Source organism: Ideonella sp., from assembly GCF_041287625.1.
Taxonomy (GTDB): domain Bacteria; phylum Pseudomonadota; class Gammaproteobacteria; order Burkholderiales; family Burkholderiaceae_C; genus Ideonella.
The window spans coordinates 1-26,990 of sequence record NZ_JBGGNH010000027.1; the positions used below are offsets into that span (position 1 = coordinate 1).

The window sequence follows — 26,990 nt, forward strand, 5'->3', positions numbered from 1 at the left end:
TCCTCGGCGGGTCAACAGCTCAAGCGACTTGCGCTCTTCACGCGATAGCTTGATCGTCTGTGCATGGCGTCCACGGCTCATGCCCTGCAGCTTATCGCCATTCCCATTTATATGAAAGATACTTCAGGGATGTTGTACTAGGCTTGGCAACCAAGGTGGATCGCGAGCGGTCCCGGGGACCGGATTGGGCTTTGGGCAGCCAGGACATGGGGGTCTGCCTGTTCACGGGCGGGCTTGCCAGCCTGATAGATGCTCAGTTCTCAGGCAACGCTGTCATGCCGGTTTCCCAGGTCTGGCTGGCGGTGCTTGCGGGCTGGTCCGTGGCTTGGTGGCGTGCATCTCGCAACCGCAGCAGGGTGACTGCCGCGCCGGCTGCACGGTGGCCAGTTCAGATCTCTTGGCTTCCGTTGGCCGTGCTCGTAGCTGCGCTGAGCTTTTGGGCTGCCGCGCGTTGCTGGAGTGATCTCACGCATTTGGATGCGCTGCTTGAATCCGTCGGGAATCGCTTTCCGTCCTACAAGATCACGCCCAGGTTCTGGTCGAACGGTCGGTTCTGAGTTCCACGCCCGAACTCAAGTTCGGGCAACGCAAGAAAAAGGGGTCACTATCGAACCCCTGATCAGTGATCAACTACCGTTACAACTCTTGGGCAGGTATTTCGGGTCCACCGTCGATGTGCACTTGAAGGTCAGCGTGGTCCCGATGTCCGTCAGTTCTGGCGGCGTGAAGGTCAGTGTCTCCCCGGCGATTCTGGCATTGACCTCTCCCGCATCCTTCATCGTGACGGTGATCACACCGGTGGCTTCGGTCACTACTGCGCTGCCGTACTTGCCGACCAGCGCCAAGCTGTCTGAAGTCGGCTTAGTGGTCGCGCTGGGGTAAGTGCCATTAGTTTGGCCGTATTCCATGACCATCACCTTGATGCCTTCCACCGAAGTGAAGGCCTCGGACATTTGCGAGCGGGCGACGTAGTCCTGGTAGGCCGGCAAGGCCAGCGAGGCCAGGATGCCGATGATCGCCACCACGATCATCAATTCGATCAGCGTGAAGCCTTGCTGAAACGTTTTCATGGACTGGCTCCAGAAAAAGAAAAGGGTGACGAACCGAAGCCCGTCACCCTCTGCGAGATTCGCTGGGTGCGATCAGGTGCCTTGGCAGGACTTCGGCAGGTACTTCAGGTCGCCGCCGGTCAGGCTCGACGTGCAGGTGAAGGTCAGGACGGTCATGTCGGTGGTCAAAGCGGGCGGGGTGAACGTGACCGTCGCACCAGCAATGCGAGCGTTGACGTCGCCAGCGCCCTTCATGGTGACGGTGATCGCGCCGGTGTCAGCTTCAACTGTTGCATCGCTGTACTTGCCAGCGACGGCCAAGCTCGTGTTGGTCGGGTTCGTGGTGGCGCCCGGATATGCGCCATTGGTTTGGCCGTATTCAGCGATGGCGGTCTTGGCACCTTCCACCGAGGTGAAGGCCTCGGACATCTGCGAGCGAGCGATGTAGTCCTGATAAGCCGGCAGCGCAACGGCGGCCAGGATGCCGATGATCGCCACGACGATCATCAATTCGATGAGGGTAAAACCTTGTTGAACGCGCTTCATGGGTTGACTCCTGAGAGGTCTGGAAACTGACTGACGGATGTGACCGGCGGGAAGGCTGCCGGAGGTGTTTTGCACTCAGTCTTATGCGAGCGGCGTGCCAGCTTGTTTGGCCTGTTTTCAGCCGTCTTTTCTGACGATTCGGGTCACCTGGCGGCACTAGTTCCGCTTTGGCGGGCGGCGCGGGTGACCAAAAGTGTCAGGGTGCCGTGGCTGGTCGCGTCAGATCAGGCCAGCCCAGATCAGGCGAGCGCGATGGTCTGGCCGGCTTGCAGGGTCTGCAGGCACATGCCGGGCAGGCGGCTGGCGAGGTCGGCGAGTACGGCTTCGGTTTCGCCGGGCTTGATGTGGGTGAGCATGATCTGCAGGCCGTCTGGCACATGGCGCAGCTCGGCGGCGAGCGTGGATGGGCAGTGGTGCAGCGCGTCGGCGGCGATGGCGCGGTCCCGTTCGGGAAAGGCGATCTCGATCACCAGGTGGCTCAGGGGGCGACCGCTCAGGGTTTCCCACAGCGCGGGGTTGGGGCCGGTGTCGCCGGTGTAGACCCACAGCGACGCGCCGGGCTGGGTGGCCACGGCGTAGCCGACGGCGGGCACGCTGTGGCGGGCCGGCAGGACTTCAATTTGGCGCGCTTTGGCGCCCAGCGTCAGGACCTGGCCGACCTGCAGCGGCTGCAGCGCGAGCACCGGGTTTTCGGCGCTGGGCAGGCGCGTGAAGTCCGGCCAGATCAGATTGTTGAAGACATGCTGGCGCAGCACGGCCAAGGTTTCCGGCAGCGCATGCAGCTGGATGGGCGGACGGCCGGCGCGGCGGCGCATCACGCTGTCGGCCAGCAACGGCACGCCCAGCACATGGTCCAGGTGCGAGTGGCTGAGCAGGATGTGGTCGACGCGGGTGAGTTCGTCCAGCGTCAGGTCGCCGACGCCAGTGCCGGCGTCGACCAGCACGTCGTCGTCCAGCAGGAAGGCGGTGGTGCGGCAGCCTTGGGCGATGGAGCCAGAGCAGCCCAGAACACGAATGCTCATGGCAGCAGCGTCGGCGGCTCTTGCGCCTCGGATTGCAGCCGGTGTTCGAGTGGCGGGCAGAGCGCGGCCAGCACGGTGTTCAGCGCCATGGCGGCGGAGGGAGCGAGGGGTGAGGAGGTGTCGGCAGCGCGCAAGGCAGTGAGGTCGGCCAGCAGGGCCAGAGCTTGGGCAGCATGGTGGGTGCGGACGGCGGCTTGCGCAAGCGCCCAAGTTTGCAGTTGAAGCGCTTGCGCGGGCGTGGGCGGACTGGCGGTGCCAGCGAGTGTGAAAACCGTCACGCTTTGCTGGCGGCCCCGGACCTGGGTTTGATCGACCTCAAGCCACGCCGAGCCTGCAGGGGCGGGGCCGCAAGCGGCCTGCGTGCTGTCGGCCACCAGCAGCGGCGCGCCGAGCTCACGCGTCAGCGCTTCGAGGCGGGCGGCGAGGTTCACGGCGTCGCCGACTGCCGTGTAGCTGCGCCGCAGCGCCGAGCCCAGGTCGCCCACGCAGACCACGCCGGTGGCCAGGCCGATGCCAAAGCGGATGGCTGGCAAACCCTGGTCGCGCAGCCGCTGGTTCAGCGGTTCTGCGGCCTGGCGCAGGTCCCAGGCCGCAGCTACGGCATGTTGCGCGTGGTCGGGCTGGGCTTGCGGCGCGCCCCAGAAGGCCATCACCGCGTCGCCAATGAACTTGTCCAGCGTGCCACCGTGGGCATGCACGACCTGGGTGACGGCGGAGAAGTAATTGTTCAGCAGATCGCGCAGGGCCAGCGGTGGCAATTGTTCGGACAGCGCGGTGAAGCCTTGCAGGTCGCAGAACAGCAGCGTCAGCTCGCGGTTCTCGGCTTGCAGCGTTTGCTGCTGCGCCGGGTCACGCGCCAGCTCAAGCGCCAGCGCGCGGGCGCGTTCGGGCGGCAGGTACTGGTCGAACAGCTGCAGCAGCGAGCGGCGGTTGCGCCATTCGCCCAGGTAGTTCTGGCCGACCAGCAGCGCGGCCAGCATCGCGCCCAGCAGCAGCGCGCTGGCGACCGGCAGCACAAGTGCCGCGCCGGCATACAGCGCGGCGTTGGCCGCGAGCTGCAAGGCCATCACGGCGGCCACGCTGGCCAACGCCAGCGGTGCAGCCTTGAGCCGGGCCGCCAAGCCGCAGAGCAGCAGGCTGAGGGCGATCAGGCAGGCTTCGTAGCCGGGCGCCCAGGCGGGGCGGTAGGGCAGGGAACCGTCGATCAGGCCGGCCAGCAAGTGGGCGTGCACTTCCACGCCAGGCGTCGCGTGGCCGGCCGGCGTGGGGCGCAGGTCTGCCAGCCCGGGGGCCGAGCTGCCGAGCAGCACGATGCGGCCGGCCAGGCTGGCGGCGGGCAGTTCACCGGCCAGCACGGCGGCGGCGCTGAGGTAACGAAAGCTGCCAGCTTGCACGCCAGCCGGGCCGCGGAACGGTACACGCCAGTTGCCATGTTCATCGACCGGCAAGCGGCGCGCGGCCTGACCTGGCGGTGAGACCCGCAGCGCGGCCACGGTCGCCTGAGGCAGGGCATTTGTGGCGGGCAGCCACTCGGCCGAAACGCCGGCCGCCGTTGCCGGACTGCCGGTCACCAGTTGCAGCGTGGCCAGCGCCAGCGAAGGCTGGAGTTGACCTTGCACGACGGCTGCGGCCGGCACGCTGCGCACCAGGCCGTCGGTGTCTGGCAAGACGTTGAAGAAACCGGCGTGCGGCGCGGCCTGGGCCAGTGCCGGCAGGCTGGCGGCGTAGCCGGTCCACAGCGGCCAGCCTTGCGGCACCTTGTTCGTGCTTGCCAGTGCGGCGGGCAACTGGCCGGCGCGGTAGTTGGCGCCAGTGGCTTGCAGGTAGAAGCCGGCGACCACGGGTTGGCCGCGCCAGGCGGCGGCCAGCATGTCGTCACCCTCGGCCGCTTCGGGGAAGACGAAGTCGAAGGCCAGCGCGGCCACCTGCTGGCGCTGCAGCAATTCGCGGCTCAGCGCGGCAATGCGCTTGCGCGGCCAGGGCCAGTGGCCGACGGCCTGCAGGCTGGCTTCGTCGATGTCGACGATGAGGATGTCAGGATGCGGGCCGGCGGCATGGGCGGGCGCGAGCAGGTCCTGGCGCCAGTCCTCCGCCGCGGCTTCCAGCCTGGCCAGCGGGGGCAGCGGCCGGACGGCGGCATGCCAGGCGCCCAGCAGCGCCAGCACGCCGCCGGCCCACCAGGCGAGGCCGCGCAGGCGCATCAGTTGCTCGCGGACGCTTGTTCAGGCGCCGGTGTTCAGGGCGCTCAGCCCTGGATGAACTGCATCTGCGTGCCGGCCAGCTCGATGATGTCGCCGTTCTTCAGCGCCATCACGCCGTCGCCCAGCGGGGCGCCGTTGATGCTGGGGCGGGCGTCGCCTTCGACGTGGGCCAGCACGTAACCGGTGGGCCGCTTGGCGATCGAGGCGACCTGGGTGCCGGGCTTGCCGACGGTGGTGACCGCCTTCGACAGCAACACCTCACGGCCGGCGGCGCCGCCGTTGAGCACCTTGACCGAGGCCGGCAGGGTCTGCACGGCGGGCATGGGCGGCAGGTGCGGCGTGAAGGTGCCTGGCCGCAGGATCATGGTCTTTTCGTAATCCGGCACTTCGTCGGTCAGGTACTTCAAGCGGTATTTGCCGATCTCGATCGAATCGTTGTGCGAGAGCAACTGCTTTTTGACCGCCTTGCCGTTGATGTACGTGCCATTGGTGCTGTTGAGGTCTTCCAGGAAGACGTCTTCACCGACGGCCAGCAGCACGGCGTGCTCGCCGCTGACGGCGAGGTTGTCGATCACGATGTCGTTGTACGGACGCCGGCCCAGGGTGGTGCGCTCCTTCTGGATCTGCACTTCCTTGAGAACCACGTTGTCGAGTGATACGACCAGCTTGCCCATGAAATCCCTCAGTTGTCCGCGTGCGGACGGCTCCTCTACACCCCTGTCGGGTCAGCGCCGGAAAGGCCACCAGGCCCGGGCTGACGCGTTCTGGCTTCCTTTTGTCCTGGCCAGAATCACGGAGATGTTATCCCTTCCGCCCGCCGCGTTGGCGGCATCCACCAAAGCGCGGGCGGTACTGTCCAGGTCGCCGTCGTGCTGGCGCAGCACTTGCGCGATGCCGGAATCCGGCAGCATATCGGACAGCCCGTCCGAACACAGCAAGATGACATCTCCTGGTAACAAGGCGTGTTCGTGCACTTCCAGCATCACTTCGGGCTCCACGCCGACCGCGCGCGTCACCAGGTTGCGGTGTGCGGCGAACTGGGCTTCCTCGGCCGTCAGCAAGCCGGCGTCGATCTGTTCCTGCAGCAGCGAGTGGTCGCGGCTGAGCTGGTCCAGGCGGCTGGCGCGCCAACGGTAGGCACGCGAGTCACCGAGGTGGCCAATCCACACCTGGTGGCTGCCGAACAAGGCGCTGACCAGCGTGGTGCCCATGCCGTTGTACTCCGGCACGGTTTGCGCTGCGGTGAAGACGGCGTGATTGGCATGTTGCGCGGCAGCGGCCAGCGCGGCCTGCACGGCGGGGCTGGACGGCGGGGTGGATTGGTCCGGTTGCCGGGCGGCCCATTCGACCAGGTGATCACGCATGGTGCGCACCGCCATCTCGCTGGCGACCTCGCCAGCGTTGTAGCCGCCCATGCCGTCGGCCAGCAGGCACAGCGACAGGCCGGGGTCGACCATGACGGCGTCTTCGTTGTTGTGGCGGGCGCGGCCGGTGTCGAGCGCGCTGCTGTAGTCGAGGCTCAGGGGCACAGGCAGGAATCCTGAAATGTGAAGTGATGCCGGGCAGGCATTGTGCGCTCAGGCGTCATGGGCTTTGGCGCGGTTTTCGGGCAGCACCGTGCAGCTTGGCACCAAGAGACGAAGTTCACGCGCGAGTTGCGCGCCGTCCACATGGCGCTGGCTGGCGTGCTTGGACAGCAGCCGCTCGATCACGTCGGCCAGCAGCGGCGGCAACTGGGGGCGCAGGCTGTCCAGCCGCGGGGCGGGTTCGGTGGCAATCGCCACCAGCAACTGGCCCATCGAGGCATGGGCAAATGGCAGCCGGCCGGTCAGCAGCTCGAACAGCAGCACGCCCAGCGCGTAAAGGTCGCAGCGCCCGTCCAGTGGCAGGCCGCTGAGCTGCTCGGGCGCCATGTAGCCGGGCGTGCCGACGATCAGCCCGCTGCGGCTGCGTTCCGCGTCGCTCAGCCGGGCACAGCCGAAGTCGCCCAGCTTCAGCATGCCGTTGGCCGGGTTGAACATCACGTTGGCCGGCTTCAGGTCGCGGTGCACCACGCCTTGCAGGTGCGCGTGCGCCAGCGCCTCGGCCACGGCCGCGCCGATCTGCAGCACCAGGCCTGCCGGCAGCAGCTGGCCGGGTGTGGTGTAGCGGATCAGGTCGCCGCCTGGCACCCATTCCATCGCGATCCAGCCATGCGCTTCGTGCGACTGGCTGACGACGCCCGAGGCAAAGGTCTGCACGATGTGCGGATGCCGCAGGCGGGCGGCTGTCTCGGCTTCTTGCAGAAAGCGCTCGCGGGTGTGTTCGCTGCCTTGCAGCCGCACCGTCTTCAGCGCGACAGGCTCGCCGGTGCGCGGCGCGCCTGCCAGGTAGAGCGCACCTTGTGGGCCCTGCACCAGCACCCGCTGCAGCGTGTAGCCGGCCAGCTTGCCCAGCGCCGGCGCTGCCGGCAATGCCGCAGATGTGGCCGGGTCGCTGGGCGGCAACTGGCTGGCGGGCCAGGCTTGCGGCCTGGCGCCTTGCCTGCGGCGGAGCAGCTGCTGCCAGAAGCCCGGTTGGGCGGTGGCCATCGTTGGCGTTTCCCTTGGGTGAAATGAGGCTGGCTGACCTTAGCACAGTGGCAGCCCCATCAGGCCCTGGGAGCCGCCCACCCGCGGGGTGACATGCCGCCACGGGTGGATGGGGGCAGCGCTCAGTGAGCCGCGCCGGGCTGGGCTGCTTCTGTGTTGGCGCGGCGCTTGCGCCACCAGCCCGCAGCCAGCACGCCGACGACCACCAGCGCATAGGTCAGCACGCGCGTGGGCAGCGAGGCGTCGAACACCGAGTCCAGCAGCGGCTCGTCGATCACCATCTTGGCGGCGGTGAAGGCCAGCACGCCGGCGCCGATGTAGGTGATGGCCGGGAAACGGTCCACCAGCTTCAGCACCAGGCTGCTGCCCCAGACCACGATGGGCACGCTGATCAGCAGGCCGATGATGACCAGGTCGAAGGCACCATGCGCCGCGCCGGCCACGCCGAGCACGTTGTCGATGCCCATCAGTGCATCAGCCACGACGATGGTTTTCATCGCACCCCAGAAGGTGGTGGCACCGCCGCCCTCGTGGCCGCCCTCGTCGTTGGACGCCAGCAGCTGGTAGGCGATCCAGACCAGGCCCAGGCCACCGGCCAGCATCAGGCCGGGGATCTTCAGCAGCCAGACCACGACCACCGTCATCAGCGAGCGCACGACGATGGCCCCGACGGTGCCCCACAGGATGGCCTTGCCCTGCAGGTGCTTGGGCAGGCCGCGGGCGGCCAGGGCGATGACGATCGCGTTGTCGCCGGCGAGGACAAGGTCGATCAGGACAATGGCCAGCAGCGCTGAGAACCATTGGGCGGACAGGAATTCCATGTGAGTGCTCCAGGTTGTCGGTGGGTGCGACACACCCTGTGAACGGGCGGGAGCCTAAGACAAGCCGGATCAACCCGGCGGGGATGCCTTCGAACTCCCGACGCGTGTCGCGCGGGCGTGTCGAAGGTCTTGCTCGACGCGCGGCTGTTGCAGCCAGCGCGTCCGGCAGACCGGGGGCTTGCGACCCCGTATTGACGACCTGCCGATGGGAGCTACTCCCCTTCAGGCGTCCATTATGCGGGACACCAAAAGAAAACCCCGCGCAATGGCGGGGTTTCCGAGGCTGAAGGCCCGCTTTGCCGGGCCCTTCAGCTGAGCGTCAGCTGGCCTTCCCAGCCTGCGCTGCGCGATGGGCGCGGCGCTTCAGGAAGTGGCCCAGCGCGACGACGAAGACGGCACCAATGGCGCCGGCGATCTCGGGCACGATTTCCGGTTGCGGGCCGATCAGTGCGACCACCCCGGGGTCGGTCAAGGCCATTTCACCGGCCAGGTAGCCCAGCAGCGCGGCGCCCAGCGTGATGATGATGGGGAAGCGGTCCATGACCTTCAGCAGCATCGTCGAGCCGAAGATGATCAGCGGGATGCTGATGCCCAAGCCCAGGATCAGCAGCAGCGTGTTGTTATGCGCGGCGGCGGCCACGGCCAGCACGTTGTCCAGGCTCATGACCAGGTCGGCCACGAGGATGGTGCGGATGGCCGTCATCAGGCTGGTGTGGCCGGTGCCGTGCGCGTCGTCCTCGTCATCGTTCTCCAGCAGCAGCGAAGTGCCGATGTAGACCAGCGCCACGCCGCCTACCAGCTTCAGGTAGGGCATGGCCAGCAGCTTGACCGCCAGCAGGGTCAGCACGATGCGCATCACGATGGCCGCAGCGCTGCCGTAGAAGATGGCCTTTTTCTGCTGGTTGGCCGGCAGGGCGCGGGCGGCCATGGCGATCACCACCGCGTTGTCGCCCGAAAGCAGCACGTTCGCAAGGATGATGGAGCCGAGGGCGGCCCAGAAGGCGGCCGAAGTGATGTCCATGGCGTGGGATCTCCCGAAGAATGATGTTGTGGGTTGCGGTTGCCCCGGCCGACTGACGGCCGAATGAAAAAGGCCTGATGCGTGTGCACCAGGCCCTTGCGCAGGGCATCGACCTTGCGACCGATCCCTGGATTCTAGGCAAGCCTGTCGGGCGGCTGTCCGTGGTTCTACGGACACCCCCAAGGCTGCAGGCGCCGCCTTACAGCATGGCCTTCAGCAGCTTGGCCATTTCGGACGGGTTGCGGGTGATGGTGAAGCCGCACTCTTCCATGATCGCCAGCTTGGCATCGGCCGTGTCGGCGCCGCCGGAGATCAGCGCGCCGGCATGGCCCATGCGCTTGCCGGGAGGCGCCGTCACGCCAGCGATGAAGCCGACGATGGGCTTCTTCATGTTCAGCTTGCACCAGCGGGCCGCTTCGGCCTCGTCCGGGCCGCCGATTTCGCCGATCATGATGACGGCGTCGGTGTCCGGGTCGTCATTGAAGGCCTGCATCACGTCGATGTGCTTCAGGCCGTTGATCGGGTCGCCACCGATGCCGACGGCGCTGGACTGGCCCAGGCCGATTTCGGTCAGCTGCGCCACGGCTTCGTACGTCAGCGTGCCCGAGCGCGAGACCACGCCGATGCGGCCCTTGCGGTGGATGTGGCCGGGCATGATGCCGATCTTGATTTCTTCCGGCGTGATCAGGCCAGGGCAATTCGGGCCCAGCAGCAGCGTCTTCTTGCCGCCGGCAGCTTCCTTGGCCTTCATCTTGTTGCGCACTTCCAGCATGTCCTTCACGGGAATGCCTTCGGTGATGCAGATCGCCAGGTCCAGGTCGGCCTCGACGGCTTCCCAGATCGCGGCCGCCGCGCCCGCCGGCGGCACGTAGATCACCGACACGGTCGCGCCGGTCTGGCCGGCGGCTTCCTTGACGCTGCCGTAGATGGGAATGTCGGAGAACTTCTCACCAGCCTTCTTCGGGTTCACGCCGGCGACGAAGGCGTTCTTGCCGTTCGCGTAGGCCTGGCAACCGAGGGTGTGGAACTGGCCAGTCTTGCCGGTGATGCCCTGCGTGATGACCTTGGTGTCTTTGTTGATGTAAATGGACATGGTGCCCCTCGTATGCGGTGTACCGCACCCGATCCCCCGAGGGGATCACGCCCGGCTTGGGGCGGCCCGGCGCTCGGGCGTGGTGCGATGGTGTGGATGGGTGGGTCAGGCGACGGCGGCGACGATCTTGGTGGCCGCTTCGGCCATCGTGTCGGCCGCGATGATGGGCAGGCCGCTTTCGGCCAGCATCTTCTTGCCCAGGTCTTCGTTGGTGCCCTTCATGCGCACCACCAGCGGCACCGACAGGTTCACCGCCTTGCAGGCCGTGATCACGCCCGTGGCGATGGTGTCGCACTTCATGATGCCGCCGAAGATGTTGACCAGGATGCCTTTGACTTCCGGGTTCTTCAGCATGATCTTGAAGGCTTCGGTGACCTTCTCGGCGGTGGCGCCGCCACCCACGTCCAGGAAGTTGGCCGGCTCGCCGCCGAACAGCTTGATGGTGTCCATGGTGGCCATGGCCAGGCCGGCGCCGTTCACCAGGCAGCCGATGTTGCCGTCCAGGCTGATGTAGGCCAGGTCGAACTTCGAGGCTTCGACTTCGGCCGGATCTTCTTCATCCAGGTCGCGGTAGGCGACGATTTCCGGATGGCGGAACAGCGCGTTGGCGTCGAAGTTGAACTTGGCGTCCAGTGCCACCAGGTTGCCCTTGGAGTCGCAATTCAGCGGGTTGATTTCCACCAGCGATGCGTCGGTGTCCATGTAGCACTTGTAGAGCTTGGCGAACAGGTCCACGGCCTGGTCCACCGAAGCGCCGGTCAGGCCGATGGCCGCGGCGATCTTCTTGCTCTGCTCGGCCGTCAGGCCCACCAGCGGGTCGATCATCTCGGTGACGATCTTCTCGGGGGTCGAGTGCGCGACTTCCTCGATGTCCATGCCGCCTTCGCTCGAAGCGATGAAAGCGACCTTCTGCGTGCCGCGGTCGGTGACCAGCGAGACGTAGAGCTCATTCTTGATGTCGGCGCCTTCCTCGATGTAGAGGCGGCGCACCTTCTGGCCTTCCGGGCCGGTCTGGTGCGTGACCAGCTGCATGCCGAGGATCTGCTCGGAGATCGCCTTGACGTCGTCCATCGTGCGCGCGAGCTTCACGCCGCCGCCCTTGCCGCGGCCACCCGCGTGGATCTGGGCCTTCACCACCCACACCGGCCCGCCCAGCTTCTGGGCGGCTTCCACCGCTTCTTGCACGTTGAAGGCCGGGATGCCCTTGGGCACCGGCACACCGAACTGGCGCAGGATTTCCTTGCCTTGGTACTCGTGAATCTTCATGGGAGGGTCTTTGCTTGAGTGCGAAAACGGGAAGGAGCAGCGGCTGCGCCGGCTCAGCGGGAAATGCTGCCAGCGGGACCGGCGCGCAATTTTGCGGCAGTTTCGTCGGCGGTAGCCTGACGGAACCAGCGCGGATAGTGCAATCGCACCACCTCGCCGTCGGTGACGAGGGCGTGGCAGCGGTCAAGCTGGAAAGGGGGTTCATCGCCCTGGCCATGGGTGTCCAGCACTTCGCCGGCAAAACTCTGCACGACGGCGGTAGGCAGCACGTCGCCAAGCTCGGTCAGGTGGGTGCAGCCGCGCACACCGCCCAGGCGCTCGCGCAGCGCGCGCTTGAAGCCCTGCATCAGGTTCAGCCCGGCCAGCCGGCCGTAGGCGTCGCCATGCTGGTCGCAATGACCAGGATAAGGGGTAGCAAGGGATTCGGCGCCGGCTTCCAAGATGTTGAACTGGGTGTCGACCACGAGTCGCAACAGCAGGTCATGGATGGGTTCACCGGCCGCTCGCGGACCGGTGGCGGTGTTGATCGCACGGGTCTTGACGTCGGTGATCCGGGCATCGACTTCCCACAACCCGTCGTCACGCGAGAACACGTTGACGCTGATTGCACGGCGGTGCTTCAGCTGGCGGGTGGGGGATGCAGCGGGCAAAGGCATGGAAGAGGCTGCCCCGGGCGGGCCAGACAGCCATTGATTTTAACACCCTTGTTGCGATGCAGCATGTTCAGGCCCCTCAAGTCACCTGATGACTTTGTTTTGGAAGGCCCGCCGGCCAGGCGCGCGATGTAACCTTGTTGTACCTGCTTGCTGGCGTTACCTGGGGGCCACGAGTGCGCAATGCGAGGTGACGGTCGCAGGGGATCGTCAGTCGTCTTCCCTGCCTCCGACGACCCGCCGAACCACCTCACCGGAAAAGCCGCGCGCGGCGAGAAAACGCATCTGTTTGGCCCGCGTTGCGGTATCGGGTGCGGGGGCTTCGCCGAAGCGCCGGCGCCAGAGTTCGCGGGCGCGCAGCAGTTCGGTCTGACGCAGCTGTTGCGCGGTCTCGGCGTCCAGTGTCAGGCCGTGCTGGGCCAGTTCCAGCTTGATGCGCAACTGGCCCATGCGGCCGGCGCGCGCATTGACGCGGCTCTCGATGAAGCGTGCGTCGCTCTGGTAGCGCTGCGCTTCCAGCCAGTCCAGCACTTCGTCGACCTCGGTGGCCAGGGTTTCCCGCGCCAGTTCGGCTTGGCCATCGTCCGGCTCGGTTGCTGAGCTGGACGTGGCCGTGTCCAGGCCAAACGCAGTGGCGAAATCCAGCTTGGCGGCGCGGCGCTGGTCTTCGGCCAGCCAAGCCAGGCGCTTGCGGCCATGGGCCAACAGCTTGGTGCGCAGCTCGGCGCGGCTGTGTTCGCGCCGGGCCAGCAGCGCCAGCGCTTGGGCCTTCAGGCTGGGAGGTGCGGTTTTCACGGCGGGACGGGCAGGAGGCGTCAGGAGATGACGCTTGGGCGATGGTTGGCGCCACCACCAAGTGCCAGCAGCGGCTCAGGCCGGCTGCTGGCCCCGCTTCATGCTGCCGCAGTGCCGGCCGCTGCGTTCAGCAGCGGCACACCCAGCGCGGCGCGCACCTTGTTTTCGATCTCGCGCGCCAAGTCTGCGTTCTCGCGCAGGAATTCGCGCGAGTTGTCCTTGCCCTGGCCGATCTTTTCGCCGTTGTACGAATACCAGGCGCCGGACTTGTCGACGATCTTGGCCTGCACGCCGAGGTCGATGATCTCGCCTTCGCGGCTGGTGCCTTCGCCGTAAAGAATGTCGAACTCGGCTTCCTTGAACGGCGGGGCGACCTTGTTCTTGACGACCTTGACGCGGGTCTCGTTGCCAATGACCTCTTCGCCCTTCTTGATCGAGCCAATGCGGCGGATGTCCAGCCGCACCGAGGCATAGAACTTCAGCGCATTGCCACCGGTGGTGGTTTCCGGGCTGCCGAACATCACGCCGATCTTCATGCGGATCTGGTTGATGAAGATGACCATGCAGTTGGACTTCTTGATCGTGGCGGTCAGCTTGCGCAGTGCCTGGCTCATCAGCCGGGCCTGCAGGCCGGGCAGCGAGTCACCCATTTCGCCTTCGAGTTCGGCCTTGGGCGTGAGTGCGGCGACCGAGTCGACGATGATCAGGTCGACCGCGCCGGAGCGGCACAGCGAATCGACGATTTCCAGCGCTTGCTCGCCGGTGTCCGGCTGGCTGATCAGCAGTTCCTGCAGGTTTACGCCCAGCTTTTGCGCGTAATGGATGTCCAGCGCGTGCTCGGCGTCAATGAAGGCGGCCACGCCACCGAGCTTCTGCATTTCGGCCACGACCTGCAGCGTGAGCGTGGTCTTGCCCGAGGACTCCGGGCCGTAGATTTCGACCACCCGGCCGCGCGGCAGGCCGCCGACGCCCAGCGCCACGTCCAGGCCCAGCGAGCCGGTGGAAACGACCTGGATGTCCTCGATCTTTTCGCCATCGCCCAGGCGCATGATTGAGCCCTTGCCAAACTGCTTCTCGATTTGCGAGAGGGCCGCTTGCAGGGCCTTGGACTTTTCGGGGTTCAGCGTATTGGCGGGGGCGGGGGCATTCATGCAAGTCTCTCCTGGTGATGGCTGCGATTATGGCAGAAGCTGGATATTCGTACAGTGCTTTGCCGCGGCAATTTGCGAGTTTGCTTCAAGCCGCCCGGATGGCCCGGTCCGGCCCGCCACCTAGAATCCAGCCCAGTCGGCCAGCAGGCTGCGAGGAGACAAGTCAATGCGCATCCTGATCGCCGAGGACGACCAAGTGTTGGCCGACGGCTTGCTGCGTTCGCTGCGCGGCGCCGGTTATGCGGTGGACCAGGTCGGCAACGGCAGCGAAGCCGACGCGGCCCTGGCGGCCCATGAATTCGACCTGGTGATCCTGGACCTGGGCCTGCCCAAGCTGCATGGCCTGGAAGTGCTGCGCAAGCTGCGCGCCCGCGGCACCGCGACGCCGGTGCTGATCCTCACCGCGGCCGACTCGGTCGAGCAGCGTGTCAAGGGCCTGGACCTGGGCGCCGACGACTTCATGGCCAAGCCTTTTTCGCTGCAGGAACTCGAAGCGCGGGTGCGGGCGCTGACCCGCCGCGGCCTGGGCACGGCTTCCAGCGTCATCAAGCATGGCCCGCTGACCTTTGACGCCACCGGCCGCGTGGCCTACATCAACGACCAGATGATCGACCTCTCGGCGCGCGAGATCAGCCTGCTGGAAGTGCTGCTGCAGCGCGCCGGCCGGCTGGTCAGCAAGGACCAGTTGGTGGCCCGGCTGTGCGAATGGGGCGAAGAGGTCAGCAACAACGCGATCGAGGTCTACATCCACCGGCTGCGCAAGAAGATCGAGCAGGGTCAGATCCGCATCGCCACCGTGCGCGGTCTGGGCTATTGCCTCGAAAAGATCGCCGCCTGATTCGCGGTTCGATGCGGCTGCTGCCTTCCGCTCGCCCCGCGCATTCGGCCGACAGCAGCACGCCGCGCGAGCAGCGCTCGCTGTTCGGCGAAATCCTCGACTGGATGCTGGCGCCGCTGCTGCTGCTGTGGCCGATGAGCGTGGCGCTGACCTGGCTGGTGGCGCAGAACATTGCGGCCGGTCCTTACGACAGGGACCTGGGCCAGCTGGCGCACATGGTCTCGCGGCAGATGGCGATCGAACTCGCAGCGCGCCCGGGGCTGCCGGTGCGCTTGCCGGAGTCGGCTGCGGTGCTGCTGCGCAGCGACGAGGTCGACCGGGTGTATTTCCAGGTGCTGGATGCCCAGGGACGGCTGATCACCGGCGACCGCGACCTGCCGCCGGTCGACGGCGAGCGCAGCGCCCCGGGCGAGCTGGTGTGGCGCGACGCCGAGGTGCGCGGCGAGCAGGTTCGCGTCGTCAGCCTGCGGCCGTTGCAGGTGGATGGCAGCGCCTCGCCGACGTGGCCGGTCGCGCTGGTGCAGGTGGGCGAGACGCTGGACAAGCGTTCTCGCCTGGCCACCGAGATCATCAAGGGCGTGATCCTGCCGCAGTTCGTGATCCTGCCGCTGGCGGTGCTGCTGGTCTGGTTTGCGCTGGCGCGTGGCATCGCGCCGCTGAACCAGTTGCAGCAGCGCATCCGCCAGCGCGAGAGCCACGACCTGAGCCCGATCGAGGAGCATGACGCGCCCGAGGAAGTGGCGCCGCTGGTGCGTTCGATCAACGACCTGCTGGCCCGGCTGGACCAGAGCATGGGCGCGCAGAAGCACTTCCTGGCCGATGCCGCACACCAGCTGAAGACGCCGCTGGCGGGGCTGCGCACCCAGGCCGAACTGGCCCAGCGCGAGATCGATGCGGGCGGCGACGTGCGTTCGGTGCGCCGCTCGCTGCAGCAGATCTCGCTGTCCAGCCAGCGCGCGGCCCACATGGTCAACCAGCTGCTGGCGATGGCGCGTGCCGAGGATCACGAACAGGCCCAGAGGCGCCAGGCATTCAGCCTGGTCCGGCTGGCCATCGACACGGTGCAGGACTTCGTGCCGCGGGCGATGGAAAAGCGCATTGACCTGGGCTACGAAGGGCCGGAGGCCAGCGAGCGGGTGGCGCGGCTGCTGGGCCAGCCGCTGCTGGTGCGCGAGCTGGTGCGCAACCTGGTCGACAACGCGCTGCAATACACGCCCGAGGGCGGCACGGTCACGGTGCGGGTGTTTGCCGACCCGTTTGGCCAGGTCATGGTGCTGCAGGTCGAGGACAACGGCCCGGGCATTGCGCCGGCCGAGCGTGAGCTGGTCTTCCAGCCGTTCTACCGCGGCCTGGGCACCAACGTGGATGGCAGCGGCCTGGGCCTGGCCATCGTCAAGGAAATCGCCGACAAGCACGGTGCCACGGTGAGCATCGAACACGCCCGCGAAACGCCGCAGCACGAGGGCCTGGGCACCTTGATCACCTGCCGCTTCCCGATCGCGCCGGCAGAGCCGGTGGCGTAGCAGGTCAGAAGCGGATGGAGACGCCCGCGCCCCATTGGAAATCGGCGGTTTCGCGGGTCAGGCCGCGCGAGCCGGCGAGGTCGAGCTGCAGCGAATCGGTGACCAGGTAGCTGGCGCCGAAGTCGAAGCTGACAACCTTGCCGCCGTTGCGCTGGGCGGCCAGTTGCTGGCCGGCGACTTCGACAAAGCTGTGCCAGGCCGGTCCCCAGCCCTTGCCCAGCGTGACGGCGAAGATGCCGGCGGCAAAACGCTTGCCGTCGCCGGTCTTGTCGGCCACGACACCCGGCATCACGCCGACCGAGAAGTCGTGTGGCAAGTCCCATTCGGCGACAAAGCGCAGCGAAGGGCGTACGCCTTGGCCGCGGAAGTCGCGGCTGCCAGAGGCCAAGTCGGCGTGCAGCAGCCAGGCCATGCCGGGCGCGCCGGATTCTTCGTTGCCTTCCTGCATGCGCCACTTCAGGCCCAGCGAGGTGTCGGCAAAGCCGTGGCTGGTGGTGGTCGTGTCGGTCGCCGTGTCCTGCGTGCGGCTGCGCGTCGCACCATCGGTCTCGACACGCAGTTCCAGCGCGTCGCTGACACCCAGGCGCAGCAGCGTCGGTGTGCTGCGGGTGCGCGTCTTCAGGCCGTTGCCGTCCTGGCGCTCGCTGCTGAAGCCGGTCTCGATCTGGAACCGGCCGCGGCCGACGACGTCGCTGGATTCGACGAAGTCCGGCCGGTCGGTGACGATCTCGTCGGCCGCGAAGGCCGGCGTCAGCGCGCAGGCGGCCAGCAGCGTCAGCGCGGCAAGCTGGGTGGAACGAAACGGGGGCAAGGCAGCGGCCATGGATTTCCTTTGCGAGGAGCGCCTCGCACGCCAGGCATTTCGGCCCGCCCGCGGCGGAACTGAAGCGAAACCCGGTGAGCCCCGGTTGCCAGGCGTCAGCTCTGCATCAGCCGGCGGCTGCGGGCGATGGACATCAGCATGCCCATTGCCAGGCCCAGCGTGACCATCGCGGTGCCGCCATAGCTGATGAAGGGCAGCGGAATGCCCACGACAGGCAGGATGCCGCTGACCATGCCCATGTTGACCATCGCGTAGGTGAAGAAGCTCATTGTCAGCGCCCCCCCCAGCAGCCGGGTGAAAGCGGTGGGCGCCTGCGCGGCGATCACCAGGCCGCGCGCCAGCACGAAGGTGAAGCAGGCGATCAGGCCGAGCGTGCCCATCAGGCCGAACTCCTCGGCATAGGCGGCGAACACGAAGTCGGTGGTGCGCTCGGGGATGAACTCCAGGTGGGTCTGCGTGCCCTTCATGAAGCCCTTGCCGGTGGGGCCGCCGGAGCCGATGGCGATCATGCCCTGGATGATGTGGAAGCCCTTGCCCAGCGGGTCGGTGGTCGGGTCCAGCAGCGTGCAGACGCGGTGCTTCTGGTAGTCCCGCATCGCCGGCCACTTCACGTCGTCCTGGCAGATGCGGTCGCCCGACATCACCAGCGCCGCGACGGCGATGGCACCGGCCAGCAGCACCGGCAGGATCAGCTTCCAGGACAGGCCGGCGAAATAGATCACATACAGGCCGCCGGACAGGATCAGGATCGCGGTGCCCAGGTCAGGCTGCTTGACCACCAGGCCGACCGGCACCAGCAGCAGCAGCCCGGCGACGATGAAGTCCAGTGTGCGCAGCTGGCCCTCGCGCTTCTGGAACCACCAGGCCAGCATCAGCGGCATCGCCAGCTTCAGCAGCTCGCTGGGCTGGATCACGATGCCCACGTTGAGCCAGCGCGTAGCGCCTTTCTTGGTGACGCCGAACAGTGCGGTGGCCACCAGCAAGGCCACGCCCACGGTGTACAGCGGCACGGCCACGCGCATCAGCTTTTGCGGCGGCACCTGGGCCACGGCAAACAGGATGAACAGCGCCAGCAGCATGTTGCGGCCGTGGTCGACAAAGCGGGTGCCGTGGTCGTAGCCGGCCGAGTACATGGTGACCAGCCCGATGCCGCCCAGCACCACCAGGCCCAGCAGCAGCGGCAGGTCGAAGCCGGAGAAGACCGGCAGCACGCGGCGCCACAGCGGCGGCCTCTCCAGCACCACGCTCATGGTTGCACTCCCGAACTTGGCCTGGGGGCGGGCGCCAGCACCGGTAGCGCCGCGCTGGCCGGTTTGGGCGGGGCGGGCACCGGCGCCGGGCCGGAGGCCTGAGCCGATGCTGCACTGGCCGCGAGCGCGGCTTCGCTGGCGGCCAGCTCCGGCGCCGGCACCAAGCCCATCGTCACGCTGGCGCCGGTGCCGGTGGGCAGCGGAATGTCGGCCGGATTGCGCGGCTTGCCCACCGGCGCGGTGGCCTTGCCCTGGCGCACCAGCGCAATGTCTTCCTCGCTGGGGTACTCGTTCCTCAGCACATAGTCGAACACACGGCGCGCGATCGGCGCAGCCGAGGTCGAACCGAAGCCGGCGTTCTCGACGATCAGGGCCAGTGCGACGCGGGGTGCTTCGAGCGGCGCGAAGGCGATGTAGAGCGAGTGGTCGCGCTTGCGCTCGTCGGCCTTGATGTCCTTGTAGGTCTGTCCCGCCCGCAAGCCGATCGCCTGGGCCGTGCCGGTCTTGCCGCCGCTCTGGTAGCCGGCACCGGCGAAGACCGCACGCGAGGTGCCTTCGAGCGTCACGCCGTTCATTGCGTTGCGGATCACGTCGACATCGGCCGGCCGCAGCGGCAGCGCGCTCAGCGCGTCGCTAGCGATGTGGCGCTGATCATGCCTGACCACGTCCTCGATCTCGCGCACCAACCGCGGCTTGTAGCGCTGGCCGCCCGTAGAAAGCGTCGAGACGGCGGTGGCCAGCTGCAACATGGTGAAGCTGTTGTAGCCCTGGCCGATGCCCAGCGAGATGGTTTCGCCAGGGAACCACTTCTGGTTCGCCGGACTCTTCGCAAAGTAGCGGCGCTTCCAGTCCTGCGAGGGCAGTACGCCAGTCACCTCGCCTTGCAGGTCGATGTCGGTCTTGCGGCCGAAGCCGAAGGGTTCCAGTTGATCGTGGATGAGGTCCACGCCCATCTCGTTGGCCAGGCTGTAGAAGTAGACATTGCTGGAGGTGACGATGGCCAGGCGCATGTCCTTGGGACCGGCGCGGTCGCCCTCCGCGCTGCCGAAGGTGCGGCCTCCGAAGCTATAGCTCAGGTTGTCCTGGATCACCAAGCTGGGCGAGCGCTTGCCGGTGTTCAGCGCAGCCATCGCCATGTAGGGTTTGAAGGTGGAGCCCGGCGGATAGGTGCCGCGCATGGCCCGGTTCAGCAAGGGCTTGTCGGGGTTCTCGTTCAGGTCGCGCCAGGAGTCGGCATCGATGCCGTCGACGAACAGGTTGGGGTCGAAGGTCGGCTTGGAGACAAAGGCCAGCACCTCGCCGTTGCGCGGGTCGATGGCCACCAGCGCGCCACGCCGCTCGCCGAACAGCTCCTCGACCATCGCCTGCAGCTTGATGTCGATCGACAAATGCAGTTCGTTGCCAGGCGTGGGCGGGCGGCTGTTGAGGCGGCGCACCGCGCGGCCACCGGCCGAGGTCTCCACTTCCTCATAGCCGGTGGCGCCGTGCAGCTCGCTCTCGTAGTTCTGCTCCAGCCCCAGCTTGCCGATGTACTCGGTGCCGCGGTAGTTGGCCTGCACGTCCTCGTCCCAGTCCTCCATGGCCTTTTTCTCGGCTTGGTTGATGCGCCCGATGTAGCCCAGCATGTGGGACCCGGTTTCACCGAGCGGATAGTTGCGGAACAGCCGGGCCTTGATGTCCACGCCGGCAAAGCGGAAGCGCTGGGCCAGGAAACGCGCCACTTCGACATCGGTCAGCTTGGTGCGGATGGGCAGCGACTCGAAGCTCTTGCTTTCTTCCATCTGCCGCTTGAAGCGGCGCCGGTCGCGCGGCTGGATCTCGACCACCTGCGCCAGGGCGTTGATCGTCTCTTCGAGGTTCTCGACCTTGGACGGCGTGATCTCCAGCGTGTAGGCGGTGTAGTTCGACGCCAGCACCACGCCGTTGCGGTCCAGGATGCGGCCGCGGTTGGGCACCACCGGCAGCACCGCGATGCGGTTGGCCTCGGCGCGGGTGGACAGCTCGTCGTGCCGGTAGACCTGCAGGTAGATCAGCCGCGAGCTCAGCAGGCCGAAGGCGATCAGCACGAAAAACGCCGCCGCGACCGAGCGCAGCCGGAACCTGTCCAGCTCCCGCTCAACGTTACGCAACTCCGTCATGCCAGCAACCCTTGCATGCGCCGCTTCACAGCGGCCGCGTCTTGTCCGGGTCCGGCGGCCGGCGCTGCGGTGCCAGCAACACCCAGCTCGCCACCGGCCACAGCAGGGCCTGGATCACCGGTGCCAGCGCCAGCTGCCAGCCGGGGAAGGCGTCGCCGGCCATCAGGCGGATCAGCAGCGAGACCAGCTGGGCGATGAAAAACAGCGGCAGCACGTGCAGCAGCTGCGCGCCCCAGCCAAAGCCCAGCACCCGGCGGTGCAGCGCAATCGCGAAGTAGCTCAGCAGGCTGTACGACAGCGCGTGCTGGCCCAGCAGCGCCCCTTCGTGCACGTCCATCAGCAGGCCGAACACAAAGGCCCAGCCAATGCCGACGCGGCGCGGCTGGTGCACGTTCCAGAACACCAGCACCAGCGCGATGAAGTCCGGCATCGCCGCGTAGCGGCCCAGCGGCATCAGGTTGAGCGCCATCGCCAGCAGCAGCGAGAACCACAGGAAGACCGGATTGACCGGCAGCAGCAGCTGCCCGGCGCCGCGCGGCATGATCATCGGCGCTCTCCCTTGGGCTTGCTGCCGCTGGCGCTGGCGGCCGGGCGCGAAGCCGCTGGATGCGGGGCGCTGGCCGAGGCGCGGGATGCGCTGGCTGCAGCAGCGCGCGCGGGTGCGGCCGCCGGCGTGGCGGGGGCCTCATGGGCTGGTTGCTGCTGCTCCAGCGGCTCCAGCACCAGCACGTGGTGCACGCCGCCCAGCGGCGCCATCGGCTGCAGGCCGATGCGGGCAAAACCGGCGTCGCCGCGCCTGTCCATGCGCGTGACCTTGGCCACCGGCAGCCCGGCCGGGTAGATGCCGTCCACGCCACTGGTGGTCAGCAGGTCGCCGACCTGCACGTCGTCGGTCGCCGAGACGAAGCGCAGCTCCATCTGGTTTTCCTCGCCGCTGCCAAAGGCCGCGCTGCGGTGCTGGGTGCGGGTGTTCAGCACTGGAATGGCGGCGTCCTTGTCGATCAGCAGCGTCACTTCGGCGCTCATCAGGTAGGTGCGGGTGACCTGGCCCAGCACACCGGCTTCGTTGATCACCGGCGAGCCATCGACCACGCCATGGCGGCTGCCGCGGTCGATGAAGAGCTTGTGCGAATACGGGTCCGGTGCCTCATACAGCACCTCGGCCGCCAGCGAGCGCACCTGCAGCCCGGGCCGCAAGCCCAGCAGCGCGCGCAGCTCGGCGTTTTCGTGCGCCAGCCGGCCCGCGCTGGCCGACTGTTCGGACTGCACCACCAGCTTCTGCTGCAACGCGTCGGCCCTGGCATAGGCCTGGTGCACACCGCCGAAGTACTCGCCCATGCCAGCCCAGGCCTGCAACGGCAGGCTGAGCACGCGCTCCACCGGCAGCAGCGCGGTGGCCATGGCATTGCGCAGGGGCTGGGTCAAGGCGAAGCGGTGGTCGGCGGCCATCAGGAAGATGGCCAGCGCGGTGCACAGCAGGAGCTTGGAGAGCGCGGGCAGGCCCTGCCGGAAGAAGGGCGGGGGGCTGCGGTCGAAGGTGCCCAGTGGCATGGCGGTCGGGCGCTTGTCAGGGCAGGAACAGATGAGGCCGCGGCGTCAACGGATGACGTGCAGCCCTGCGGCGGCCGGTTACTCCTGCGTGAAGATCGAGCCCAGGCGCTCCATGCTTTCCAGCGCCATGCCGCAACCGCGCACCACGCAGGTCAGCGGGTCTTCGGCCACCAGCACCGGCAGGCCGGTTTCTTCGGCCAGCAGGCGGTCCAGGTCGCGCAGCAGCGCGCCGCCGCCGGTCAGCATCATGCCGCGCTCGGCGATGTCGGCACCCAGTTCCGGCGGGGTCTGCTCCAGCGCGTTTTTCACCGACGAGACGATCTGGTTCAGCGGGTCGGTCAGGGCTTCGAGGATCTCGTTGGACGAGATGGTGAAGCTGCGCGGCACGCCTTCGGAGAGGTTGCGGCCCTTGACTTCCATTTCCTTCACCTCGGAGCCGGGGAAGGCCGAGCCGATGTTCTTCTTGATCGCTTCGGCGGTGGGCTCGCCGATCAGCATGCCGTAGTTGCGGCGGATGTAGTTGATGATGGCTTCGTCGAATTTGTCGCCACCGACGCGGACCGAGCCCTTGTAGACCATGCCGCCCAGCGAGATCACGCCGACCTCGGTGGTGCCGCCGCCAATGTCGACCACCATCGATCCGGAAGCTTCAGACACCGGCAGGCCGGCGCCGATGGCTGCGGCCATCGGTTCTTCGATCAGGTAGACCTCGGAGGCCCCCGCGCCCAGCGCCGATTCGCGGATTGCACGGCGCTCGACCTGGGTCGAGCCGCAGGGCACGCAGATGATGATGCGCGGGCTGGGCTTCAGCAGGGACCGCGGATGGACCATCTTGATGAACTGCTTCAACATCTGTTCGGTGACGGTGAAGTCGGCGATCACGCCGTCCTTCATCGGGCGGATGGCCTCGATGTTGCCCGGTACCTTGCCCAGCATGGCCTTGGCCTCGTGGCCCACGGCCTGGATGGTCTTCTTGCCGTTCGGGCCGCCTTCATGGCGGATCGACACGACCGAGGGCTCGTCCAGGACGATGCCTTTGCCACGCACGTAGATCAGCGTGTTGGCGGTGCCCAGGTCGATGGCGAGGTCGGTGGAAACATAGCGGCGGAGGGAAGCGAACATGGGGGCTCAGTCCAGACAATGGCAGGCCACGAGGTCGGCGGCCATCCACGTCCGTTGGACGCAGGGCGGGCTCAGTACCTCGAGGCTCATGGATGGGGGGTGTGCTCGTCGAACTTGCGGGCCTCGTGCCATGCAGCAGGATCGCTGGACATGGCATCGGAAGAGGTCGCCGATAGGTCGCGGATAACCGGAGATAATACCCCAAGCCCCCCGCAGACACGGGGCGCGCAGGCCCTTTTTTGCCCGCTGGAAGCCTCTTCCGGCCGCTTCGATTTCACCTTGAAACACCCATGGCACTCTCCCCTGCGGACGTGAGCCGCATCGCCCATCTGGCGCGCCTGGAACTCTCCGGCGCCGAGGCCGACGCGATGCTCACCCAGCTGAATGGCTTCTTCGGCATCGTCGAGCAGATGAGCGCGGTCGACACCCGCGGCGTCGAGCCGCTGTACACCCCGCTGTCGGCCGTGCAGGACGTGACGCTGCGCCTGCGCGACGACGTGGTGACCGAAAGCAACAACCGCGAGCGCAACCAGCTCAGCGCCCCGGCCGTCGAAAACGGCCTGTTCCTCGTGCCCAAGGTGATCGAATGAGCGCGGGTGAATTGCATACCCTCGGCGTGGCCCAGCTGTCGGCCAAGCTCGCGGCCGGCGAAGTGTCGTCCACCGAGCTGACCCAGCACCTGCTGGACCGCGCCAAGGCCCACACCGCACTTGGCGCCTACCTGCACCTGGACGAAGCCGGCGCGCTGGCCACGGCCGCGGTGGCCGACGAGCGCCGCGCCGCCGGCAAAGCCACCGCGCTGACCGGCATTCCGCTGGCCCACAAGGACATCTTCGTCACCCGCGACATGCCGACCACCGCCGGCTCGAAGATGCTGGCCGGCTACCGCAGCCCGTTCGACGCCACCGTGGTTGCCCGCCTGGGCAACGGCGCGGACGATTTCACCGGCGCCGGCATGGTCAGCCTGGGCAAGCTCAACTGCGACGAATACGCGATGGGCTCGGCCAATGAAAACTCCGCCTTCGGCCTGGTGCGCAACCCTTGGGACACCTCGCGCGTGCCCGGCGGTTCGTCCGGCGGCTCCGCTGCGGCGGTCGCTGCGCGCCTGGTGCCCGCCGCCACTGGCACCGACACCGGCGGCTCGATCCGTCAACCGGCCAGCTTCTCCGGCATCACCGGCATCAAGCCAACCTATGGCGTGTGCTCGCGCTACGGCATGATCGCGTTTGCCTCCAGCCTGGACCAGGCCGGCCCGATGGCGCGCAGCGCCGAGGACTGCGCGCTGCTGCTGTCGGCCATGAGCGGCTTCGATACCCGCGACGCGACCAGCGCCGAGCGCCCGCCGCAGGACTTCCATGCCGCGATGCTCACGGCACGTGACGGCGCCACCGCCGCCCAGCCGCTGAAGGGCTTGCGCATCGGCCTGCCGCTGGAGTTTTTCCCGGCTGCGCTGGCGGCGGACGTGAACGGCGCCGTGCGCGGTGCGCTGGCCGAGCTGGAGAAGCTGGGCGCCACGCTGGTGGACCTCAGCCTGCCGCGCACCGAGCTGTCGATCCCGGTGTACTACATCATCGCGCCGGCCGAGGCCAGCTCGAACCTGAGCCGCTTCGACGGCGTCAAGTTCGGCCACCGAGCGGCCCAGCATGGTGACCTGCTGGACATGTACAAGAAGACGCGCGCCGAAGGCTTTGGCGCCGAGGCCAAGCGCCGGATCATGATCGGCACCTACGTGCTGAGCCACGGCTACTACGACGCCTACTACCTGCAGGCGCAGAAGCTGCGCCGCATGATCGCCGACGACTTCCAGGCCTGCTTCCAGCAGTGCGACCTGATCGCAGGACCGGTGGCACCCACGGTGGCCTGGAAGCTGGGCGAGCAGGGCGACGATCCGGTCAAGGCCTACCTGGCTGACATCTTCACGCTGTCCGGCAGTCTGGCCGGCCTGCCCGGCATGAGCGTGCCGGCGGGCTTTGGCGAACACGGCATGCCGGTCGGCCTGCAGCTGATCGGCAACTACTTCCAGGAAGGCCGGCTCCTGCATGCGGCCCATGCCTTGCAGCAAGCGACTGATTTCCACCTCCGCACGCCGGGGGGCTTCTGACCATGTCCGCACCTCAACTCATCCGCGGCTACGAGGTCGTCATCGGCCTTGAAAACCACGTCCAGCTCTCCACGCTGTCGAAGATCTTCAGCGGCGCCTCGACCGCCTTCGGTGCCGAGCCCAACACCCAGGCCTGCCCGGTGGACCTGGCGCTGCCCGGCACGCTGCCGGTGCTCAACCGCGCTGCGGTGGAGCGGGCCATCCGCTTTGGCCTGGCGGTGGGCGCCAAGGTCGCACCCGTGTCCATCTTCGCGCGCAAGAACTACTTCTATCCAGACCTGCCCAAGGGCTACCAGATCTCGCAGTTCGAGATCCCGGTGGTGCAGGGCGGCGAGGTCGAGTTCTTCGTCGGCGGCGAGAAGAAGAAGGTGCAGCTGACCCGCGCCCACCTGGAGGAAGACGCCGGCAAGAGCCTGCACGAGGACTTCCAGGGCATGTCGGGCATCGACCTGAACCGCGCCGGCACGCCGCTGCTGGAGATTGTCTCGGAGCCGGACATGCGCTCGGCCCAGGAAGCCGTGGAATACGCCAAGACGCTGCATGCCCTGGTCATGTGGCTGGGCATCTGCGACGGCAACATGCAGGAAGGCTCGTTCCGCTGCGACGTGAACGTCTCGGTGCGCAAGCCCGGCCGCCCCTACGGCACCCGGCGCGAAATCAAGAACCTCAACAGCTTCCGCTACATGGTGGACGCGGTGAACTACGAGGTGAACTGGCAGATCGACCAGATCGAGGACGGCCTGCCGATCCAGCAGGCCACCGTGCTCTACAACCCGGACCGCGGCGAGACCCGCGCGATGCGCTCGAAGGAAGACTCGGCGGACTACCGCTACTTCCCCGACCCCGACCTGCCGCCGCTGGTGATCGCGCCCGACTGGGTGGAACGCGTGAAGGGTGAGATGCCGGAATTGCCGCGCGCGATGGCCGAGCGCTTCGTGCAGCAGGACGGCCTGCCGGCCTACGATGCGACGATGATGACCCAGTCGCTGGGTTTCGCCCGCTACTACGAGGCCGCGCGTGAGGTCTCCCGGCAGCCCAAGCTGGTCGCCAACTGGCTGATGGGCGAGATCAGCAAGCGGCTGAATGCCGAGGACCGCGGCATCGAGCAGGCGCCGGTGTCGCCGGCCCTGCTTGCAACGCTGATCCAGCGCATCCACGACGGCACCGTGTCGAACAACTCGGCCCGGCAGGTCTTCGAGGCGCTGTGGACCGGCGCCGGCAGCGACGTGGATGCCATCATCGACGCCAAGGACCTGCGCCAGTCCAACGACAGCGGCGCGCTGGAGAAGATCGTCGACGAGGTGATCGCCGCCAATCCGAAGTCGGTCGAGGAATACAAGGCCGGCAAGGACCGGGCTTTCAACGCGCTGGTGGGCCAGGTCATGAAGGCCAGCAAGGGCAAGGCCAATCCGACCCAGGCCAGCGAGCTGCTGAAAAGCAAGCTCTGAGCTTCGCA

The 26,990-nt window shown here is 67.3% G+C and carries 25 protein-coding genes; 5 read left to right on the forward strand and 20 right to left on the reverse strand.

Going from position 1 to position 26,990, the window contains the following annotated elements; genetic code table 11:
• Positions 1 to 626: 626 nt before the first annotated feature.
• The 14 genes from ACAH41_RS09995 to recA form a co-directional block, all read right to left on the reverse strand.
• Entirely contained in the window at positions 627 to 1,070 is a 444-nt protein-coding gene (locus tag ACAH41_RS09995; RefSeq protein WP_325653117.1) for a pilin, read from the reverse strand.
• Positions 1,071 to 1,142: 72 nt separating this feature from the next.
• Positions 1,143 to 1,595 (reverse strand): pilin, encoded by a 453-nt coding sequence (locus tag ACAH41_RS10000; protein ID WP_325653116.1) that lies wholly within the window; start codon positions 1,593 to 1,595, stop codon positions 1,143 to 1,145.
• A 239-nt stretch (positions 1,596 to 1,834) separates the two neighbouring features.
• Positions 1,835 to 2,617 (reverse strand): 3',5'-cyclic-nucleotide phosphodiesterase, encoded by a 783-nt coding sequence (locus tag ACAH41_RS10005; RefSeq protein ID WP_325653115.1) that lies wholly within the window; start codon positions 2,615 to 2,617, stop codon positions 1,835 to 1,837.
• Entirely contained in the window at positions 2,614 to 4,818 is a 2,205-nt protein-coding gene (locus ACAH41_RS10010; protein WP_325653114.1) for an adenylate/guanylate cyclase domain-containing protein, read from the reverse strand. The genes ACAH41_RS10005 and ACAH41_RS10010 overlap by 4 nt, the downstream gene beginning before the upstream one ends.
• Positions 4,819 to 4,862: 44 nt before the next feature.
• Complete coding sequence (locus ACAH41_RS10015; protein ID WP_141288200.1) at positions 4,863 to 5,492, reverse strand: FHA domain-containing protein; 630 nt, start codon at positions 5,490 to 5,492, stop codon at positions 4,863 to 4,865.
• 51 nt (positions 5,493 to 5,543) lie between these two features.
• The gene (locus ACAH41_RS10020; RefSeq protein WP_325653111.1) at positions 5,544 to 6,347 is read right to left on the reverse strand and encodes a Stp1/IreP family PP2C-type Ser/Thr phosphatase; all 804 of its coding nucleotides are present in this window, start codon (positions 6,345 to 6,347) and stop codon (positions 5,544 to 5,546) included.
• 48 nt (positions 6,348 to 6,395) lie between these two features.
• Positions 6,396 to 7,388: a serine/threonine-protein kinase gene (locus ACAH41_RS10025; protein WP_325653109.1), complete on the reverse strand. Its 993-nt coding sequence runs from the start codon at positions 7,386 to 7,388 to the stop codon at positions 6,396 to 6,398.
• Between the two features lie 122 nt (positions 7,389 to 7,510).
• On the reverse strand, positions 7,511 to 8,209 hold the full coding sequence (locus ACAH41_RS10030; RefSeq protein ID WP_325653108.1) for a TerC family protein: 699 nt from the start codon (positions 8,207 to 8,209) through the stop codon (positions 7,511 to 7,513).
• A 319-nt stretch (positions 8,210 to 8,528) separates the two neighbouring features.
• Complete coding sequence (locus tag ACAH41_RS10035; protein ID WP_325653106.1) at positions 8,529 to 9,230, reverse strand: TerC family protein; 702 nt, start codon at positions 9,228 to 9,230, stop codon at positions 8,529 to 8,531.
• 199 nt (positions 9,231 to 9,429) lie between these two features.
• Positions 9,430 to 10,323 (reverse strand): succinate--CoA ligase subunit alpha, encoded by an 894-nt coding sequence (gene sucD / locus ACAH41_RS10040; RefSeq protein WP_141288196.1) that lies wholly within the window; start codon positions 10,321 to 10,323, stop codon positions 9,430 to 9,432.
• Between the two features lie 105 nt (positions 10,324 to 10,428).
• Complete coding sequence (gene sucC, locus ACAH41_RS10045) at positions 10,429 to 11,589, reverse strand: ADP-forming succinate--CoA ligase subunit beta (RefSeq protein ID WP_370538276.1); 1,161 nt, start codon at positions 11,587 to 11,589, stop codon at positions 10,429 to 10,431.
• Positions 11,590 to 11,642: 53 nt separating this feature from the next.
• The gene (locus ACAH41_RS10050; protein WP_325650156.1) at positions 11,643 to 12,245 is read right to left on the reverse strand and encodes a DUF2889 domain-containing protein; all 603 of its coding nucleotides are present in this window, start codon (positions 12,243 to 12,245) and stop codon (positions 11,643 to 11,645) included.
• Positions 12,246 to 12,452: 207 nt separating this feature from the next.
• Positions 12,453 to 13,037 carry a regulatory protein RecX gene (locus ACAH41_RS10055; RefSeq protein ID WP_325650158.1) on the reverse strand — a complete coding sequence of 195 codons (585 nt, stop codon included), beginning with the start codon at positions 13,035 to 13,037 and terminating at the stop codon, positions 12,453 to 12,455.
• A gap of 98 nt (positions 13,038 to 13,135) precedes the next feature.
• Positions 13,136 to 14,188 (reverse strand): recombinase RecA, encoded by a 1,053-nt coding sequence (gene recA / locus ACAH41_RS10060; protein ID WP_370538277.1) that lies wholly within the window; start codon positions 14,186 to 14,188, stop codon positions 13,136 to 13,138.
• A gap of 166 nt (positions 14,189 to 14,354) precedes the next feature.
• Here recA and ACAH41_RS10065 point away from each other — a divergent pair, with 166 nt between their 5' ends.
• Both ACAH41_RS10065 and ACAH41_RS10070 read left to right on the forward strand, forming a co-directional pair.
• Complete coding sequence (locus ACAH41_RS10065; RefSeq protein WP_325650159.1) at positions 14,355 to 15,026, forward strand: response regulator transcription factor; 672 nt, start codon at positions 14,355 to 14,357, stop codon at positions 15,024 to 15,026.
• Positions 15,027 to 15,037: 11 nt separating this feature from the next.
• A complete protein-coding gene (locus ACAH41_RS10070; protein ID WP_325650160.1) occupies positions 15,038 to 16,549 on the forward strand; it encodes a sensor histidine kinase N-terminal domain-containing protein in 1,512 nt (503 codons plus the stop codon).
• Between the two features lie 4 nt (positions 16,550 to 16,553).
• Here the strand turns inward: ACAH41_RS10070 and ACAH41_RS10075 are convergent, their stop codons facing one another.
• The 6 genes from ACAH41_RS10075 to ACAH41_RS10100 all read right to left on the reverse strand — a co-directional run bounded on the left by ACAH41_RS10075 (position 16,554) and on the right by ACAH41_RS10100 (position 23,433).
• Positions 16,554 to 17,372: a transporter gene (locus tag ACAH41_RS10075; RefSeq protein WP_325650161.1), complete on the reverse strand. Its 819-nt coding sequence runs from the start codon at positions 17,370 to 17,372 to the stop codon at positions 16,554 to 16,556.
• 95 nt (positions 17,373 to 17,467) lie between these two features.
• A complete protein-coding gene (gene rodA / locus ACAH41_RS10080) occupies positions 17,468 to 18,622 on the reverse strand; it encodes a rod shape-determining protein RodA (RefSeq protein WP_370538278.1) in 1,155 nt (384 codons plus the stop codon).
• Complete coding sequence (gene mrdA / locus ACAH41_RS10085; RefSeq protein WP_325656038.1) at positions 18,619 to 20,760, reverse strand: penicillin-binding protein 2; 2,142 nt, start codon at positions 20,758 to 20,760, stop codon at positions 18,619 to 18,621. The genes rodA and mrdA overlap by 4 nt, the downstream gene beginning before the upstream one ends.
• 25 nt (positions 20,761 to 20,785) lie before the next feature.
• Positions 20,786 to 21,307 (reverse strand): rod shape-determining protein MreD, encoded by a 522-nt coding sequence (gene mreD / locus ACAH41_RS10090; RefSeq protein WP_325656040.1) that lies wholly within the window; start codon positions 21,305 to 21,307, stop codon positions 20,786 to 20,788.
• Positions 21,304 to 22,311 (reverse strand): rod shape-determining protein MreC, encoded by a 1,008-nt coding sequence (mreC, locus tag ACAH41_RS10095; RefSeq protein WP_325656042.1) that lies wholly within the window; start codon positions 22,309 to 22,311, stop codon positions 21,304 to 21,306. The genes mreD and mreC overlap by 4 nt, the downstream gene beginning before the upstream one ends.
• Before the next feature lie 78 nt (positions 22,312 to 22,389).
• Positions 22,390 to 23,433, reverse strand: coding sequence for a rod shape-determining protein (locus ACAH41_RS10100; RefSeq protein ID WP_141287514.1), 1,044 nt, complete (start codon positions 23,431 to 23,433; stop codon positions 22,390 to 22,392).
• 290 nt (positions 23,434 to 23,723) lie between these two features.
• Here ACAH41_RS10100 and gatC point away from each other — a divergent pair, with 290 nt between their 5' ends.
• The 3 genes from gatC to gatB are packed head-to-tail and all read left to right on the forward strand — an operon-like array spanning position 23,724 to position 26,982.
• Complete coding sequence (gene gatC / locus ACAH41_RS10105) at positions 23,724 to 24,023, forward strand: Asp-tRNA(Asn)/Glu-tRNA(Gln) amidotransferase subunit GatC (protein WP_325656045.1); 300 nt, start codon at positions 23,724 to 23,726, stop codon at positions 24,021 to 24,023.
• Positions 24,020 to 25,534 (forward strand): Asp-tRNA(Asn)/Glu-tRNA(Gln) amidotransferase subunit GatA, encoded by a 1,515-nt coding sequence (gene gatA, locus ACAH41_RS10110; RefSeq protein ID WP_325656047.1) that lies wholly within the window; start codon positions 24,020 to 24,022, stop codon positions 25,532 to 25,534. The genes gatC and gatA overlap by 4 nt, the downstream gene beginning before the upstream one ends.
• A 2-nt stretch (positions 25,535 to 25,536) precedes the next feature.
• Positions 25,537 to 26,982, forward strand: coding sequence for an Asp-tRNA(Asn)/Glu-tRNA(Gln) amidotransferase subunit GatB (gene gatB / locus ACAH41_RS10115; RefSeq protein ID WP_325656049.1), 1,446 nt, complete (start codon positions 25,537 to 25,539; stop codon positions 26,980 to 26,982).
• The last annotated feature ends 8 nt before the right edge of the window (positions 26,983 to 26,990 follow it).